The sequence below is a fragment of the Comamonas endophytica genome (genome assembly GCF_023634805.2).
Classification (GTDB): Bacteria; Pseudomonadota; Gammaproteobacteria; order Burkholderiales; family Burkholderiaceae_C; genus Comamonas; species Comamonas endophytica.
Genome location: NZ_CP106882.1, coordinates 57996 through 74552 on the forward strand (window position 1 = coordinate 57996; position 16557 = coordinate 74552).

The window sequence follows — 16557 nt, forward strand, 5'->3', positions numbered from 1 at the left end:
CTCAGCGCAGCAATCCAACCGGGGGGACGTTGTCCAGCAGGCTCTTGCCCTGCTCGCCCAGCGACCAGGCCAGCAGCGCATCCGCGGGCATCGGCCGCGCAAAGAAGTAGCCCTGCAGTTCATCGCACTGCATCTCCAGCAGGATGTCGCGCTGGCCCGCGGTCTCCACGCCTTCCGCCACCACCCCCAGGTTCAGCGCGTGCGCGAGCTTCACCACCGCGTTGACCACCGAGCGCGCGTCCTCGCTGAACTCGAGGTCGTGGACGAAGCTGCGATCGATCTTGAGCTGCCGCGCCGGCAGCTGGCGCAGATAGTTCAGGCTGGAATAACCCGAGCCGAAGTCGTCGATCGAAAGGAACACGCCAATGCGCGCCAGGCCGTCGAAGGTGCGCTGCGTGGCCTGCATGTCTTCCATGGCCACGGTTTCGGTGATTTCGCACAGCAGCTGCGAGGCCGGCACGCCATGCCGCGCCAGTGCCTGCTCGATGCGGGTGACCAGGCTGTTGTCGCGCAGCTGGTGCGCGGAAATGTTGATGGCCACGCGGATGACGATGCCGCTGTGCTTCCACTCGGCCATCTGGCGGCAGGCCTCCTCGATGACCCAGTTGCCCAGCTGCACGATCAGGCCGAAGCGCTCGGCCAGCGCGATGAAGACCGCCGGGCTCACCATGCCGTGCTGCGGGTGCGACCAGCGCAGCAGGGCCTCGACCCCGCAGACCTGGCCATCCTGGCCGTCGATCTTGGGCTGGTAGTGCAGCGACATCTCGCCACGCTCGAGCGCGTGGCGCAGGTCGTTCTGCAGCTCGAGCTGTGCCGAGGCATCCGAGCCCATGTGCGGCTCGAACAGCACATGGCAGCTGCCGCCGGCGCGCTTGGCGGCATACATCGCGGCATCGGCGTTGGCCACCAGCTTGCTGCGCTCGCCAGGACCCGGGTGGATGGCAATGCCGATGGAGCAGGCAATCTGCACCTGCCGGCCGGCGAGTTCGAAGGGCTTCGACAGCGCGGTCAACGCGCGCTTGGCCACGCCGATGCAGGCCGCCTCGTCGGTGACGTTTTCCAGCAGCAGCAGGAATTCATCGCCGCCCACGCGCGCCACGGTATCGCCTTCGCGGGCCTCCAGGCGCAGGCGGTCGGCGGCGCAGCGCAGGATCACGTCGCCGGCTGCATGGCCAAAGGAATCGTTGATGGGCTTGAAGCCATCGAGGTCCACGAACAGCACCGCCAGCCGGTCCACCACCCCATCATGGTTGGCGCGGTCCAGGCGCAGCAGCGCCTGACGCAGCCGGTCCTCGAACAGCAGGCGGTTGGGTAGCCCGGTGAGCGGGTCGGAAAAGGCGCGGTGCTGCAGTTCGTCGTTCGCCGCCTTGAGGCGGTTGTTGCTTTCCTTCAGCGATTCGGTCAGGCGCTCGGCGGTGCTTTGCAGCCGCGCATCGAGCATCGAGGTGAACAGCGTGCTGATCAGCAGCATGCCGGTGGCCATCAACACCAGCACCGTGAGGCCCGGGCCGCCGAGCTCGCCGGCGCTCAGGCACACCGAACCCATCGCGAAATGCGCCGCACCCATGCCGGTGTAGTGCATGCCGCAGATGGCGACGGCCATGACGAACGAGGCCGCCAGCTGGTAGCCCAGGCGCTGGCCGGGCTTGACCTGGCGCAGCAGCTTGAACAGCATCAGCGCAGCGGCCGAGGCCAGTACCGCAATCAGCACCGACAGCGCCACCAGCCTCCAGTCCCAGAAAATGCCGGGCGCCATGTTCATGGCGGCCATGCCGATGTAGTGCATGCCGGCGATGCCTGCGCCCATCACCAGCGCCCCGAGCGCCAGTTGCAGAGGCCCGAAATGCTTGCGGCTGGCAATGCCGAGCGCCACGCCCGCCGCGCCCACGGCCGCCAGCCAGGACAGCAGCGTCAGGCCGCTGGCAAAGCCGATGACGATGGGCAGCTCGAAGGCCTGCATTCCCAGGAAGTGCATGGACCAGATCCCCGTGCCCATGACCAGCGAGCCCGCACCCCACCACGCCAATCCCATGCGGCGCTGCGCGCTGCGCACGCGCCGCGCCAGGTCCAGCGTGACATAGGAGGCGAGCATGGCAATGGCAAAGGATGCTGCGACCACCAGCAGGTTGTGGTCGGAGGGCATGAACGTATTCATTCGCGAGGAAGTTTCCAGTGGGAGGCGGGCGGTTGGCAGCGGGCGCTGCCATGCCGGTGCCGGGCGCAGGAACCATGCGATGCCGGGATGGCACGCCCGGCGCGGCAACGCTGCACGGCAAGACACCGGCCTGTAAACCGGCTTGACTGAGATTGCTCCATGGACACAGCCCAGACAATGGCGAGGACAAAATTCTCGCATGGAGCCGGACCGCCGCGGCAATGCAAAAATTGAAACAATTGCCGGGCCGGCCTGGCGCGCTGGCGACAGCGAAGGCCATAAGCCCCTGGCTAAGCGGGTGCGCGGGCCCATCGTGCCCGCGCAGGCTGCTCAACGCTCGAGGCGGTTCATGGCGTAATACAGCGTCGCATGGGCGACCGCATCGGCGTTGACGTCAAGCGCCGCCTCGTTGACATTGGCCAGGTTGTCGCAGCCCCGGTGGTAGCAGGGATCGAGCGCCTCGCCGGCCGTGCCGCCCCAGGTGTCGGCTTCCTGCTGGGTCTTGATGCTCTCGGCGCCGGTGAAGATGCCGCCGAAGGGCACGCCGATGTCGGCAAAGGGCTTGTGGTCCGAACGGCCGCCGGAGTTCATGCGCTTGGATGCGAGTTGGCGCGCCGCGTAGAAGTCACTGAAGCTGTCGACGATGCGCGCCGATGCCTGCGGGCTGGAGATGGCCTCCTGGCCGGCCGACCCATCGCCGCCATAGACATAGAACATCGGGTTGGGGGAGCCGATCATGTCGAAATTGAGGTACAGCCCCAGCTTGGCACGCTCGGCATCATCGAGATTGCGCACATAGTGGCGCGAGCCCAGCAGGCCCTGCTCCTCGGCGCCCCACAGCGCAAAGCGCAACTGGTTCAGCGGCTTGACCCGCGCCATCTGGCGCGCCGTCTCCAGCACCGCCGCCACGCCCGAGCCATTGTCGTTGTTGCCGCCGCCGGCGCGCACCGAGTCGAGATGGGCGCCCACCATCGTGACATGCGCAGGGTCGCCGCTGGTGGACTCGGCCAGCAGGTTGTAGGTCGTGGCCATGCTGCGCGAGGTCCGGGTCTGCAGATGCAGCGCGCGGTTGCCGGGCGGACGCTCGAGTAGTTGCCGGCCCACATCCTGGGTGACCAGCACCACCGGAAAGTCCTGCGGCGTGTCTGCGGACAGCCCCCCCGCGGGCGGGGAATTGTCGCGGCTGTAGATGACCGCGCCCGCGGCGCCGGCCTGCACGGCGGCGGCCACCTTGTCCTCGAGATCGCACCCACCGCGGCGCATCAGCGCGATATCCCCTGGCCTGAAGCCCCGGAAATCGGTGGCCTCGCAGCCCTCGGCGCCGGCAGGAGCGCTGGCCGGGGCGGTGCGATCGGCGCTGCCCGCATAGTCGGGCACGCGGTGCGGCAGCGATTGCGACGCCAGCTGCCCCGGCGCGCGCAAGGCCGAGGTCTCGACGCGCGATACCGGAAACGCGAAGGGCTGGACCGTCACGCGGTAACCCGCCTGCGTCAGCACCTGCCTGGCATATTCCAGCGACGCATCGTAGCCGGGCGTGCCTGCCAGGCGTGTGCCCCCATGGGCCTGGGCAATCTTCGCCAGCTCGGCCTGGTGCGCGCGCACGCCCTCGAGCGTCACGCATTCCAGCAGCTGCTGCGGCGTGTCATTGGGCTGGGTGTCGCAGATGTTCAGGGGCGCCATGCCGGCAGCGGCAAAGCCTTCGAGCGCAGGCGCGGACTTTTGCGCCACGAGCCCGGGTGCGTCATTGCCGGTAGGGAAGGCGGCCCCTGGAGGGTCGTCCCCACCACAGCCTGTCAGCTGCAGCGTCGCCGCAGCCAGGAGGAAAAAGGACCAGTGCGTGCGGCGCGCATGGATGGGGAGCGGTGAGCTGAAGTGGATCATGGGGTTCCTCGGGTTGAAGCGCCCGCATGATCGCAGCCTGCCGCGCCGGCCAACGCGCATCACCTTGCCCGCCTGTCAAGCCCTGCGCGGGCCAGGGAATGAGGCGCGCTGCAAGTCTTCCAAAGCTGCATGGGAGTGCGGCCCAGAGGAGATGGACCTCCTTGCCGAGGTTGGGCGTCCGCCTCGTCAAGGGCGCTTGATGGGGATCAATCACTTGCGATCGGAGGCCGTATTTACCGAATGTTTCGGACGGCCTGCCGGGTATCCGCAGTGCATGATCTGCGCCTGTTCCGGCGTCGCGCATTCGTTTTAGCCGCTAAATTCCTGTGTCAACTGACGTAACCGTGCCAGTGCGGCCTTCAGGCCCAGGAAACCATCCTCGCTGCCAAAGGCCACGGCGCTGAGGCTATGGGCCAGCATCAGATTCAGCGGCAAGCCGAAATCCTCGACCTCGCATTGCGCATCGAACAACTGGCCATGGGGGCTGGCCTGCAGCCGCTGCGCGATCGTGGCCGGCGTCGGGCAGTAGCCCACGACCGGCTTGCCCCGGGCCAGCGCATAGGAGGCCTCCCAGACCGTGCCGCTGTCGGGTTCGAAACCCCGAAAGTCGCGCAGGTTGGCGACCACCGCGTCGGCTCGGTCGATGAGCTGGCGGTTGGCCTGATAGATGGCCAGCGATTGCCTCTCGGCCTGTGCATCGAGCGGAAACAGCCCGGTGAAGCCGGCTTCGCTGCAGACCGCCTGCATGCGCCGCCCATGTGCGCGCGCATCGGGATAGAACACTTCGGGTCCGGCAAGATAGACGCTCAAGGACATACGCTCACCTCACAACGATATGCATGGCCAAATGCCTCCCCGTCCATGCTAGGCCTGCCCAGGCGCGCGGTGTGCAGCAGGCGACGCGCTGCCTGCGGCCGGAAAAAACCGACGCGCCATGCCGGGCTGCGCCGCTGCCGGTTTCTAGCCTTCGAGCAACGCCACCAGCGTCACATGCTGCAGGCTGGCCTGCAGTTCACGGCCGTCATCGATGTACTGGAGCCACGCCACCCCTTCGGCAGGCGGGCGGCGCTCGAGCATCAGGCGCGCGATGCGGTCCTCGTGGCGCACGTGCACCACGGCTTTCCTGAGCTTTTCCGCCGCCGCAATCTTGCCGCCCTTGGCCGCGAGGGCTGCGGCAGCCGATGCTGCGGCAGCCGATGCTGCGGCAGCCGATGCTGCGGCAGCCGATGCTGCGGCAGCCGATGCCGCGGCCGGGGGTGCGGCATGGCCATTGGGTCCGGGCGCGGGAGCGGCACCGGCCATCGGCGCCGGCGCGTCCTTGGCGTCCAGGAACTCGCGCAGCAGCTTGACCGTGCCACGCGTGATTTCCTGGCTGGCATCGCCCAGCCAGGCGCTCACGTCCTGCGGCGTCTTCTTGTAGGCCGTCATCAGCTCGTTGACCACGGTCACATCGCGCACCCGGCCCGAATTGAAGACCTGGGCCAGCGGCTCGGGCAGGTCCAGCAGCGTCACATGCTGCGAAATGAACGCCGGCGACTTGCTGATGGCCTTGGCGATGTCGCCCTTCTTGACGCCCTTGGCCAGCTCGCGGCCGATGAAGTCGGCAATCTCGCGCGCCGTCAGCTCGTTGCGCTGCAGATTCTCGACGACCTGGTCGGCTTCGTTGTAATCGTTGTCGATGAAGCCCGGAATGCTGTCCAGCCCCGCGCGCTGCGCGCCGCGAAAACGCCGCGCACCGTGGTTGATCAGGTAGCGGCCGGGTGCCTCGGGGTTCTCGCGCACCGAAATCGGCGTCTTGACCCCGCGCAGGCGGATCGAAGCCGCCAGCTCCTCGAGGCTCTGCTCGGAAAAGCCCGGGTTGTCCTTGGTGCGCGGCTGGTGCGGGTCCTCGTCGATCAGCGCGATCTCCAGGGCCAGCGGTCCGCCGCCTGCGGCCTGCGCCTCGGGGCCCGCGAGCAGTGCCGACAGGTCGCCCATTTCCTCCAGGCCCAGGCCGCCCATTGCCATGGCGGATGCCTTGCCAGCCGCAGTTTGCTTCTTCGCTGCAATTTTCATTGCGCAATCTCCATTTTTTCAAAGACATGGGCCGCCAGGCTGCGCACTTCCTGCGTGGCCTTGCGGGCGGCGGTCTTGCGGATCTTCCATACCGGCACACCGGAAGCCAGCGCATCGGCGATGCTGCTGCGCAGGCCGATGCTGACCGGTACGATCAATTGGGGGTAGGCCGCCTTGAGCTCGGCCAGATGGCGCACGTGGCGCGGGTTCCTGGCATCCACCTTGGACGGCACCATGCCCAGGAACTGCAGCGACTTGTTTTCCTTGCGCACGTTCATGATGGTGGTGAGCATCATCTTGATGCCCTGGATGCTGTAGGCCTCGAGTTCGATGGGCGACAGCACGCAGTCCGCGGCATACAGCGCCGCCACCAGCGCCACGCCCAGGCCCGGTGCGGTGTCGATCAGGCAGATATCGAAGCCCTGGTCCGCCAGCGCCTCGATGTTCGCTTTCATGTTCTTCTTGGCCTTGGGCAGCGGCAGGAAGACAGCGTTGGCCAGCTCCGGGTCGGCCTCGATCAGCACCAGGCGCGGGCCGTCGCCCTCGGCCTGTGCCGCCTGCTGCCAACCGTCGGCCGGTACCGGGCCGAACAGTTGGCTGGCCCGCGCCTCGATCCGGTATTGCCCCAGCGTGTAGGAAGCATTGGCCTGGGTGTCGAGATCGATCACCGCCACGCTGAGGCCACGCTCGAGAAAGTCAAACGCCAGGTGCACCACGCTGGAGGTCTTGCCGACTCCGCCTTTTTGCTGTGCTACGACCAAGGTCTTCATATTTTTGATCCGTTGTTCCTGGCCTTCGCATGCTCGGCCCATTGCTTGACGATGAATGCCTGGTGCTGCGGCAGCACGGCGGACACCCGCTCGTGACCGGCGGGAATGTGCGCGCGCCAGATGCGCTGCACTGCCTGGGACACCGCCCCCTTGCTCAGGCCCAGGGTCTGCACGAACGAAGCCTGGGTCAGCCCGCGCACCAGCACGCCATGGGCGATTTCCAACGTCTGCGCGCCCACGTCCAGGCCGTCGATGCATTGCTGAAACTGCGCCTCGCTAAGCCGTTTTCCCATGGGCTTCCACCGATCTGTTGCGAGCCCGCACCCGGGAGATCTTCCTGGGCACAGGTTTAGCTAAACTTCATTCCAAGCGCCAGATTTTAGCTGCTAAAAGCCGGTGCACGGGTCTGCCAGGGCGTTGTTTTTCCTGGATCCCGTCCAGTTCAGGAAACCTTCACCGAACGGCCGATGAAATGGATCGGCCCGGTCGGACGGCCCGTGGGCGAGCCGGTGCGCGGCTCGAGCGTCAGCTCGAACAGCTGGTTCGGCTGCACACCCGGGATCCGGTCCAGCGGAATCTGCACGCTCTGTCCGGGCTCGACCAGGCCCAGCGATACCGGTGTGTTCCAGCTGTCGGCCTTGGTCCACAGCTCCAGTGCCTTGTCCTCGGGAATTTCTGCCGCGACCAACGGAATCAGTTCGATGCGCTTGGCGCTGCTGGTCTGCATGACCCAGCCGGGCGCGCGGTCGCCAGGAGCCACCAGCACCACCATGTAGCGCGTGCCGGGCTGCGGCGCCGCCGCCTGCACGACCAGCAGCGCGGCCAGCAGCGATGCCAGCGCGAAGCCGCCCGCCGCCAGTCCGCGCCACAATCGCAGCGACTCCAAGTCGCGCCACCACGGCAGTGGCCTGGCGCGTGCGGGGGCCGCGGGTGCACGCTGCAGCTCCAGGCTGCGCGCAATGCGCTGCCACAGATACTCGGGGGGCGCGACCGGCTCGACCAATGACAGCAGCGGCACGAAACGCTGCTCCCAGGCCGCCACGGCCTCGCGCAGGGCAGGGTTGCCTGGCAGCCGTGCCTCGACCTCCCGGCGCTCTTCCTGTGTCAACGTACCCAGCACATATTCACCAGCCAGCGCCTGCAGCTGCGCGTCGCCATCCAGCGGAAAATTCTCGGAGTTGTTCTGGTTCATGACATGCACGCCCGCAAGGCCAACAGGCTGCGCTGGATCCAGGCTTTCACCGTCCCCAGCGGCGCGGCAACGCGCGCCGCGATTTCCCTTTGCGACATCCCCTCGACGTAGGCGTACAGGATGCAATCGCGGCGCACCGGTTCGAGTTCGGACAGGCAGTGCCCCACGCGCTCGGCGCTGTCGGCCCACTGCCCCGAGCGGCTCATGGCCTCCCATGCGGCAAACGAAGCCTGGTCATCGATCACCTGCAGGATCTCGTGCGCCACGTCCGCAGTGCGGCTGTCGTCGCGGCGGGCATTCAAGGCCAGGTTGCGCGCCACGCTGTAGATCCACCCGCGTGCCGAGCCGCGCGCCGGATCGAAGCTCGCGGCGCGGCTCCAGATATTGACGCAGGCATCGTGCAGCACGTCCTCGGCCAGCGCAGCATCGCGCACGATGCGCCGCACCACGCCAAACAGGCGCGCGGCTTCCTGCTCGTAGAGCCTTTGCATGGCGCCACGCTCACCCGCGGCGCAGGCCTGCAAGGTGGCTTCATAGTCGAAATCTTCCACGGGAACAGGCAAGTGAGGACTCCAGGCGGCAGGGATGGAATGGCGCGCAAGGCATCGGCGCGACACGCGAACGACGCATCATGCCATGGAGGCGCGGGGCTTGCGGCAAGCTTGCCTCAACCAAAGCGGAAGGCCGACAGCCGGGTCTTCATCACCTGCTGCGAGTAGATCCTGCGGCCGCGGTCCTTGCCGGCCGCACCGGCAGCCACCAGCAGTGGCATCAGGTGCTCCTCCTGGCCTGGTGGATGGCAATGGTGGGCGTAGGGTGCCCCGTCCCACTGCCGCAGCGAGGCGTTGCGCTGCAGCGGATCGGCCTGCACCGCGTCCGTCAGCCACTCGTCGAAGGCTTCGGAAGGCGCGGTGTAGCGCGCATCGCCATAGCCGCGCATATTGTGGAAGCTCATGCCGCTGCCGATGATCAATACGCCCTCGGCCCGCAGGCCGGCAAGGGCAGCACCCGCCGCCAGGTGCGCCGCAGGATCGAGATCGGCGCGCAGCGACAGCTGCACCACCGGTATATCGGCTGCGGGGAACATCAGCTTGAGCGGAATGAAGACCCCATGGTCCAGGCCGCGCTCGGCATCCAGGGCGCTTTGAAGCCCGGCATCCGCGAGCCGATGCGCCATTCGTGCGGCGAGGGCTGCATCGCCTGGAGCCGGATAGGCCAGCTGGTAGGTGTGCGGTGGAAAGCCATGGTAGTCATAAATCAATTCGGGACATGCGCTGGCGGTCACGCTGAAAGCCGGTGCCTGCCAATGGCCCGATATGAGCATGATGGCCCGCGGCTTCTCCGGCAGCGTGCCCGCTGCACCTGCGAGAAATTCCGCCATCTCGTTCCAGGTATCCGCGGGCGACCAGTCCATGAAAAAGCATGGGCCTGCGCCGTGCGGAATGAAAAGCACCGGCTGCAAAACGCAGGCAGCGGCAGAAGCGGGGGTAGCGTCGGGCATGGCGGAGTCTCTGAAGCAAAAACGGGAGCGACCTGGAATGATATTCCCATCTGCCAAAGATAGAATCATCCATTATTCACTTACACCTCCTACCAGGAGTGAGAAATCAATGCTCGATCGCGTGACCGGCATGCAGGTGTTCGTCGCGGCAGCCGCCCATGCCAGCCTGTCGGCCGCTGCCCGCGTGACCGGCATGTCGCCCGCCATGGCCACCAAGCATGTCGATGCGCTGGAGGCCCGGCTGGGCATCAAGCTGCTGCACCGCACCACCCGGCGGCTGACGCTGACCGGCGCGGGCGCGGATTATCTGGCTGCGTGCAGGCGCATCCTGCAGGAGTTGAACGAAGCCGAATCGGAATTGGCGGCGCAGCGTATCGAAGCGGTTGGACGGCTGCGCCTGAATCTGCCTTTGTCCTTTGGAACGCGCTTCGTTGCGCCGCTTTTGCCCGAATTCAGCCGGCGCTATCCGCAGGTGCAGGTCGAGTTGGGACTGAGCGATGCGCAGCAGGATCTGATCCATGGCGGCTGGGACCTTGCCATCCGCATCGGCCATCTGGCGGACAGTGCGCTCAAGGCGCGGCGCCTGGGCGATTGTCCCATGCGGGTCTGTGCCGCGCCGGCTTACCTGGCCCGGCATGGCATGCCGCGGCGGGTGGCCGAACTCTCCGGACACAACTGCCTGAGCTACACCCTGTCGCCGATGCAGGCAGGCGGCACCTGGGCCTTCGGCACCAGAGGCGAGATCCAGGTGCCGGTGCAGGGCAACCTCACGGCCAACAATGGCGACGCGCTGCTTGCCGCCGCATTGGGCGGCCAGGGCGTGATCTACCAGCCCGTATTCATCGTGGCCGATGCGCTGGACAAAGGCAGGCTGCAGGCGCTGGAGCTCGACCAGCCGGCGCTCGACCTGGGAGGGCTGCATGTGCTGTTCCCCCCGGACCGGCGCCTGTCGGCCAAGGTCAGGGCGATGATCGACTTTCTGGTGGAAAGCCTGGCTGCTGCGCCGGCCGGTGTGGCTGCGGCGCCACCAGCGGCACGATGAGATGCCTACCGGTGGCGCGTGTACTCCTTACTTCCAGAAGATGTAGTCCGCTTGGTACATGACCGTCTGGCGTTGGCCCTTGTTGCCGGCGGTGCAGGCCATGGCCGGAGCCACGCCGCCCTTGAGGGCCACGCGCTGGATGTAGGTCACACCGGTGAGCGCGCCGCTGCCCATGGCCGGATTGGCCTTGACCAGTTGATAGGGCAGATTGCCTTCGCCTGCTGGCGCGACAGACAATTGCGTAGCCGTGACCTTGGAGCCATCCAGCGCTTCCCAGGTAGCCGGCGGTCCATAGTAAGTACCCACTTTCTTGCCTGTGCGGTCCATCAGATCGGCCTGCGGACCCACGAAGAACCACTCCATCTGGCCGGGTGCATTGGCCTTGTCGCGGCATTCATAAGTGATCTGGCCGCGGCCTGTGGTTTCCCATGCCACCTGGTTACCTGCCGGCACGCGGATGCTTTGCGGAACGCTGGCGGGATCGAAGGTTTGCGTCCTGGACATCGCGCCACAGGCGGTAAGCAGCACTGCGGATGCGATCACACCGACGGGCATGAGGACGGAAGCAGAAAGCGTTTTCATAACGGTTCTCCAATGAAGTGGTTGAAGGCAGGCAACTCGGCGAGCTGCTGCTGTCACTACCCGGGAGAAGGCGATCTGGATGCAGCAAAAGCAAAATAATTTTCGTGGTGGGCGCGCAGGCAGGGTCTTCAGGACCGGTCGCAGGGGACTGACCCCGAACCGGTGTGGCATGGCTTGGCCGCACAAGCTGTCTGCTTCAAGACCCTCGGCGGCCTGAGTGGCAAGCCAGTGGCGCTGCCGCCATTGCGCCCGCCAAGCATGCATCCCCGGGTCCAGCTCGACAAAAGCTGGGCGGATTCAGGAGCGATTGCCTCAGCCTCGTGCACCCTGTGCATAGCGGTGCTGCCTGCCTGCCGTATTGCCAGCAAATTGCACATCAAAAATCACGCCCCGCGGTTGTTTTCTTTAGATTGTGGTTTTGGAACCCTGATTTAGAGGCGTCAGTGCTGACGTCTGGTGGCCTCGAAGTTATCCACATCGCATATGCATTGCCGCTCAGGCATCGCGCCTTGCAATCAGGCGGCCGGCAGCGATGGCGTCGAGGAAACTCTGGCACATGGGACGCGCGGCGCGCCGGCCCGCGCGTTCTTCAAGCAGCATGCCGCAGGCATCCACCGTCACCAGCAATGTGGCGTCGCGGTTTTGGAATGTCTGCCCGGCAAATGCCGCGGCCTTTTCCTGCAGATAGTCTTGCACTTGCTGCTCGAGCGCCGCGCTGCTCGCTGCCTGTGCTCGCGGGCCGAAGTCGCGGTTGCGGCCCAGCAGGGCGCGCAAATAGGCATACAGCTGGCGCCCTTCAAGCTTCTCCAGGTACTTGCGTGTCGCGCCCACGACGTCCGATAGACGTTGTTTCGACTGCTTTGCCAGCCTCATCAGCTGCAGCACGCCCGTGCTCTGCAGGCCGTTGTCACGCACCAGCCAGCCCAGATCCGCTGGCAGCTTGAGCTTTCCAAAGCTTTCGAACCGGGCAGAGCCTTGCTCCGCAGAGGCACCGGTCGGAATGTTCGAGACTGTTGCGTGTCGTGGCGCAGGCATGACCACCGGTGTTTTGCCCGCATGGGTTCTGTCGGTCAGCAGCAGTGCATCGAGCAGCTTCGAGGTGGGAATGAGAGGAGAACTGGAACCACGCAAACCGGCACGGGCCTTTTGCACCCGCTCGATCAAGGCCCGGTCTTCCAGCCACCTGATCACACGGTGCACCGTTTCCACCGATTTTCCCGATTCCTGGGCAATCGTGGCACGACTGGCCACGATGGGCGAATTCGGCCGAATCAGGTTGATTTTCTTGATGATGCGGAAAATTACCCGGAAGTAGCCGTCAGGCATGTCCCTGAACAGGGGGGACTCGTCCAGCGCCGTACAGGCGCGCGCGATCATCGAAGGGTAAACAGTAGGGGCGAGCTTTTCCATCGCAGTCTCCAAAGGACACGAAAATCCCTTGACGACTTCTTCGCGGTTCCCTTACTATTCGCTCATTCGGAGAGCTTTTGACCGATTTCCGTCGGTTGAAGGGAATTTGCGAGGAATCATCAAGATTCACAAGGAACCCTCAAAGTTGGCGCTTTGAGGGTTTTTTGTTGTCTGAACGAATGTGGCGGGTATCAGGTCATGGCCGTGCTCCGTTTTTTCAGGCCCCAAACGCACCGAACCCCGCTCTGGGCGGGGTTCGGTGGGGGTGGTTTATGCGTATAAACAGTGGGAGGTGGCCGATGTCCCGATGACGGGACCAGCCAGGGTGCCTGCATTTCAGGCAACTGTTTATGCGTATAAACCGCTTTGGGGTGAACAGCAGCGCCGGCAAGCATGACGATTGACCGCCCCTCATACGCATTAACAACCATCGAGGCACAAGCACCTGGATGGCAGCCCCGAGATCCGGTCAGCAAAAGTTTATGCGTATAAACAGCCTTGGCCTCCTTGCCTCGCTGCATTGCCTGCGCCGCGGCGACCTGCTGTGGCTGCCCATGCACTCCGGGTATCGGCAACATGCCGCAGACCACGCCACGATTTCGAAGTGCATGCGTATCGACAGCCTGGAGGCCCTCTGGAGCCAACCCCTGGATGTCACGCAAAAAAGCAAAAGCCCGCCCACCATGCGCAGGCACGGCAGCGGGTTTATGCGTATAAACAGCTTCAGTCATGGGCAGTCGGCTTGTCCATTGCATCCGTCTTCTCCGACTCAGGCGCCAGCACCACAGCGACGGTATCCAGCAAATTCTCCAGTGCTGTGGCGAATGCCAGGCGTTTGTGGTCGGGCACCGCGATGGACACCTCGAAGACATCGCCACGCTGCTTGTAGTAGCCGTTGGAATACTTGATCTGCTTTGAAGGACTGGCACTCTTCGCGCCCGATGGATTCAACAGCGCTTGCGCCTGGTTCGACAGCCAGCGCAGCGGCTGGTCTTCGGCAGCGAACTTGTTCGCCAGCGAGACTGCCCGGCGTTGTCCACATTTCTCATGTACCTTCAACAGCTGATAGGCTGCATTGGCGCCGAATTTCTCTGGATGCTGGCGTACCAGTTCGAGCAGATCTTCCGGCAACCGGGCATAGGCCCTGTAGAAGCTCATCAATGTCTTCGACAGCTTGGCGCGCCGAGCAATGTCCGATGCGGATTCGCCGGCCACGATGAGCTTTTCATAGAACATGGCCCGATCGAAGTCGCAGTGCTGCTGCCGGCATTCGTTCTGCTCATAACCGAACCAGGCGGATTCCTCGAGGCTCAGATCAAGATGGATCTCTGCCAGCAATGAAGCAAAGACCTTGTGTTCCCGGCAGGCCTGCACCCGTGTCCAGCCGTCGCAAATGATGAAACGCCCGGGCACATCAGGATGGGGAATCACATGGATGGGATCGTGCTGGCCCTGGGTGCGCAGATTCTCTGCGCGCTGCAGGATCATCTCCGGTGTGTAGACTTCGCGGGGCGCCAAAGGATTGGGGTCGATCAGCTCGAGGCTGATCTGCTGCAAATGCCTTTCGCCCACCACCGCAGGCGCAGCAGACTCTCCCTCGGAAGCATCCGCTTCGCGAGCCTGAGCCGATCGCGCTGCAGGCAGGTCAGGTAGCGCATGCAACGGCACCGCCGGCACAACGGATCCGCTCTTGATCAAGCCCGAGAGTTTTGGCGGTGCCTTGCCCATGTCATTCTCCCACCGGCATGCCCGGCATGGTGATGCGGTAGCTGCGGATCAAGCTCTTCGCCACGTCATAGATAGCAGCGGCTCCCACCGAGCTGGGCTCGACTTCCACCATAGGGGCGGTTTCACGCGCATTGGGATTGAGCTGGCGCGCAAAACCCGAGAACTGCGGAATGATCGAATCATTGAGCATCGAGCCGTACTTCGAATACAGAAATCCCATGCTCTCGCGCACATGCTTGAGGCTGGGGTGGTATTTGTTGATGACCACTTCCATGCCCACTTCGGCGCCCGTCACCGACTGGATTTCAGCCAGGTTCGAGGCCAGGGAATCCAGGGCGCGCAGGCAACTGCCTTCAGGCTCGACGATGGTAAGTACCTTGCCCGACACCTTGGCAGCAAATGAGAACGCCAGGCCGATGGGCGTGGTACCCGGAGCCGTATCCACGATGATCACGTCATAAGCGCTAGACAAGAAGGCGCCATTGCGATTGAGGAACAGTTGGGCCCGTGCATGGCTGGCCATGACGGCTACCAGGCTCGCATCGGTCTCGGCCAAAGTGATGTCCGCTGGAATCAGGTCGAGAAACCCGCCTTCATAGATATGCTTGATGGCCGACGGCAATTCCGCATCGGGTTCCTTTTCCGCCTTGCGCAGAAAGTGGCCGATATGGCGGATGTCGGTTTCGTAACCAGTTGTATCAACGCCCAGCAGATTGGAAGCCGATGCTTGCGGATCGGCGTCAATGACCAGCACCCTGAAGCCCATCATGGCCAGGGATGCAGCGACGTTCACGGAAACACTGGTCTTGCCAACGCCCCCTTTGGTCATGCGCGTCACGATGACTGGAGGAAGCTGCGTCGAACCCAGCGGCAATGCGTGCGTGGTCGGTGGAACCAGGCCTGCGGCGCGATAACGCGCAGCGCGAAGATCAGCAGGTGTGTACTTCATGTGATGCTGGCCTGCAGGCTTCTCGCGACCCACCAACTCCTGCAATTTTTTTGCGGAAACATCCAGACCCGACAGCACGGTCGCTACAGATGTTTTGAATTGAATAGATCTCGCCATGGCATTAACCAACATATCTCATGTTTGAGGACGCAAGCATAAGGCGGAAGTACAATGTTGACAAGTTTTTTCGTAGTTCGACAAAAAAAACTCATGATCGTCGCGTGCTTCGAGCAAGCTTTGACATAGGAGAGGCTGAAGCTTCGCAAATGTCCAGCGTCCCATGCCGGGCCATGTCACTGGATAAGAGTCTTGGATAGTCCGCGGATGGATGCTTTCGAATCGCTGCGGGAGCGTTATTTGGCAAGCATTGCCCGCCAAGTCAGCATGCATGCAGCAGTCACTCCGGTTTCAGATGTTGGGTGTGAGCTTGGTATCTTGCATGGGGTCCATCTGGATGAATGAGCGGGATTCGAAAAGAATGGAATGGCAGATGCCGTTGGTATCAGGATGCCTGGGGATGTATGCCAGGCATCGGCAGTCGATGCTTCGCAGAAGGCATCGCATTGGCAGGGATCCCCTGTATCCTGCTTACATGTTAAGGTTGCTGGTGCAATTTCTTTGGTAACAGATATGGTTTAGTTCATGTAAGCTGTATTCATAGCGATTGGTGTTTAGCTTTTCCTCGGTTTCTTAGTTGAGAAGAACCACGCCGCAGTTCAAATCGGTTTGCCTAGGACAAGTTGTGTCAGCTAAGGCGACCTACTTCTGCAGTGTGCCTAGCGCGGCAGCTTTCACTGGACGTGACAAGGGCAGGTCCTTACATGCGCGGACCACCAAGGCATGCTCTGCTCCGCGTTGCACGAGGATTGCTCTGGATGACTTCGCCAGCCTGCCGACGCTATTGCCGCTGCATCCCCATGGTGATTCGTCACACGCATGTACTGAAGCATTCTTTACCCTACGGTGACGTGCCAGCACCTTGGCACGCAGGCTGGCTACCCGATCAGCGTAAGCCAGGGATGCTGGTGAGCGCACAGATGCAGCATAGCGACCCAAAGCTTTCCTCCCAAGCCTGATCGAGCGTCCTGTATTGCCTGTCGTGTGAGATGTTTCCTCTTCCACCTTGCGCATCGCAAGCAAAGCAGCAAAGATTTGCTCTCTTCATGTAAGCTGCATTCACTGGCAGGACGGCGGAAATGATCCATTTCGATCGTGCAGTTCCATTGCCTTACATGTGACAGCTCACGACGATCCATGGTGTGAACCAACCCATGGAGTGGCCATGCGGACGC

The 16557-nt window shown here is 63.7% G+C and carries 15 protein-coding genes; 1 reads left to right on the forward strand and 14 read right to left on the reverse strand.

Annotation, left to right across the window (positions count from 1 at the left end):
• Position 1 precedes the first annotated feature (1 nt).
• The 9 genes from M9799_RS17190 to M9799_RS17230 form a co-directional block, all read right to left on the reverse strand.
• Positions 2-2155, reverse strand: a complete 2154-nt coding sequence (locus M9799_RS17190) for a putative bifunctional diguanylate cyclase/phosphodiesterase (RefSeq protein WP_231044853.1) — start codon at positions 2153-2155, stop codon at positions 2-4.
• 330 nt (positions 2156-2485) lie between these two features.
• The gene (locus tag M9799_RS17195; RefSeq protein ID WP_231044854.1) at positions 2486-4036 is read right to left on the reverse strand and encodes a M28 family peptidase; all 1551 of its coding nucleotides are present in this window, start codon (positions 4034-4036) and stop codon (positions 2486-2488) included.
• Between the two features lie 309 nt (positions 4037-4345).
• Complete coding sequence (locus tag M9799_RS17200; protein ID WP_250621348.1) at positions 4346-4846, reverse strand: nucleoside 2-deoxyribosyltransferase; 501 nt, start codon at positions 4844-4846, stop codon at positions 4346-4348.
• Between the two features lie 150 nt (positions 4847-4996).
• The gene (locus M9799_RS17205; protein WP_231044856.1) at positions 4997-6091 is read right to left on the reverse strand and encodes a transcriptional repressor gene korB; all 1095 of its coding nucleotides are present in this window, start codon (positions 6089-6091) and stop codon (positions 4997-4999) included.
• Complete coding sequence (locus tag M9799_RS17210) at positions 6088-6861, reverse strand: ParA family protein (RefSeq protein WP_231044857.1); 774 nt, start codon at positions 6859-6861, stop codon at positions 6088-6090. Before M9799_RS17210 ends, M9799_RS17205 begins: the two co-directional genes overlap by 4 nt.
• Positions 6858-7154, reverse strand: coding sequence for a TrfB-related DNA-binding protein (locus tag M9799_RS17215; protein WP_231044858.1), 297 nt, complete (start codon positions 7152-7154; stop codon positions 6858-6860). The genes M9799_RS17210 and M9799_RS17215 overlap by 4 nt, the downstream gene beginning before the upstream one ends.
• A 149-nt stretch (positions 7155-7303) precedes the next feature.
• The gene (locus M9799_RS17220; RefSeq protein WP_231044859.1) at positions 7304-8053 is read right to left on the reverse strand and encodes an anti-sigma factor; all 750 of its coding nucleotides are present in this window, start codon (positions 8051-8053) and stop codon (positions 7304-7306) included.
• Positions 8050-8616: a sigma-70 family RNA polymerase sigma factor gene (locus M9799_RS17225; protein ID WP_231044860.1), complete on the reverse strand. Its 567-nt coding sequence runs from the start codon at positions 8614-8616 to the stop codon at positions 8050-8052. Before M9799_RS17225 ends, M9799_RS17220 begins: the two co-directional genes overlap by 4 nt.
• A 104-nt stretch (positions 8617-8720) precedes the next feature.
• Complete coding sequence (locus M9799_RS17230; protein ID WP_231044861.1) at positions 8721-9554, reverse strand: DODA-type extradiol aromatic ring-opening family dioxygenase; 834 nt, start codon at positions 9552-9554, stop codon at positions 8721-8723.
• 109 nt (positions 9555-9663) lie between these two features.
• On the opposite strand from M9799_RS17230, the gene M9799_RS17235 reads away from it, so the two are divergent.
• A complete protein-coding gene (locus M9799_RS17235) occupies positions 9664-10596 on the forward strand; it encodes a LysR family transcriptional regulator (RefSeq protein WP_231044862.1) in 933 nt (310 codons plus the stop codon).
• A gap of 27 nt (positions 10597-10623) precedes the next feature.
• On the opposite strand, the gene M9799_RS17240 is transcribed toward M9799_RS17235, so the two are convergent.
• The 5 genes from M9799_RS17240 to M9799_RS17260 all read right to left on the reverse strand — a co-directional run bounded on the left by M9799_RS17240 (position 10624) and on the right by M9799_RS17260 (position 15382).
• Positions 10624-11178 carry a DUF3455 domain-containing protein gene (locus M9799_RS17240; RefSeq protein WP_231044863.1) on the reverse strand — a complete coding sequence of 185 codons (555 nt, stop codon included), beginning with the start codon at positions 11176-11178 and terminating at the stop codon, positions 10624-10626.
• Positions 11179-11673: 495 nt separating this feature from the next.
• Entirely contained in the window at positions 11674-12588 is a 915-nt protein-coding gene (locus M9799_RS17245; protein WP_231044864.1) for a helix-turn-helix domain-containing protein, read from the reverse strand.
• 191 nt (positions 12589-12779) lie between these two features.
• Entirely contained in the window at positions 12780-13319 is a 540-nt protein-coding gene (locus M9799_RS17250) for a hypothetical protein (protein ID WP_231044865.1), read from the reverse strand.
• Positions 13312-14316 (reverse strand): ParB/RepB/Spo0J family partition protein, encoded by a 1005-nt coding sequence (locus M9799_RS17255; protein ID WP_231044866.1) that lies wholly within the window; start codon positions 14314-14316, stop codon positions 13312-13314. The genes M9799_RS17250 and M9799_RS17255 overlap by 8 nt, the downstream gene beginning before the upstream one ends.
• Before the next feature lies 1 nt (position 14317).
• Complete coding sequence (locus M9799_RS17260) at positions 14318-15382, reverse strand: ParA family protein (protein WP_231044867.1); 1065 nt, start codon at positions 15380-15382, stop codon at positions 14318-14320.
• Between the last annotated feature and the right edge of the window lie 1175 nt (positions 15383-16557).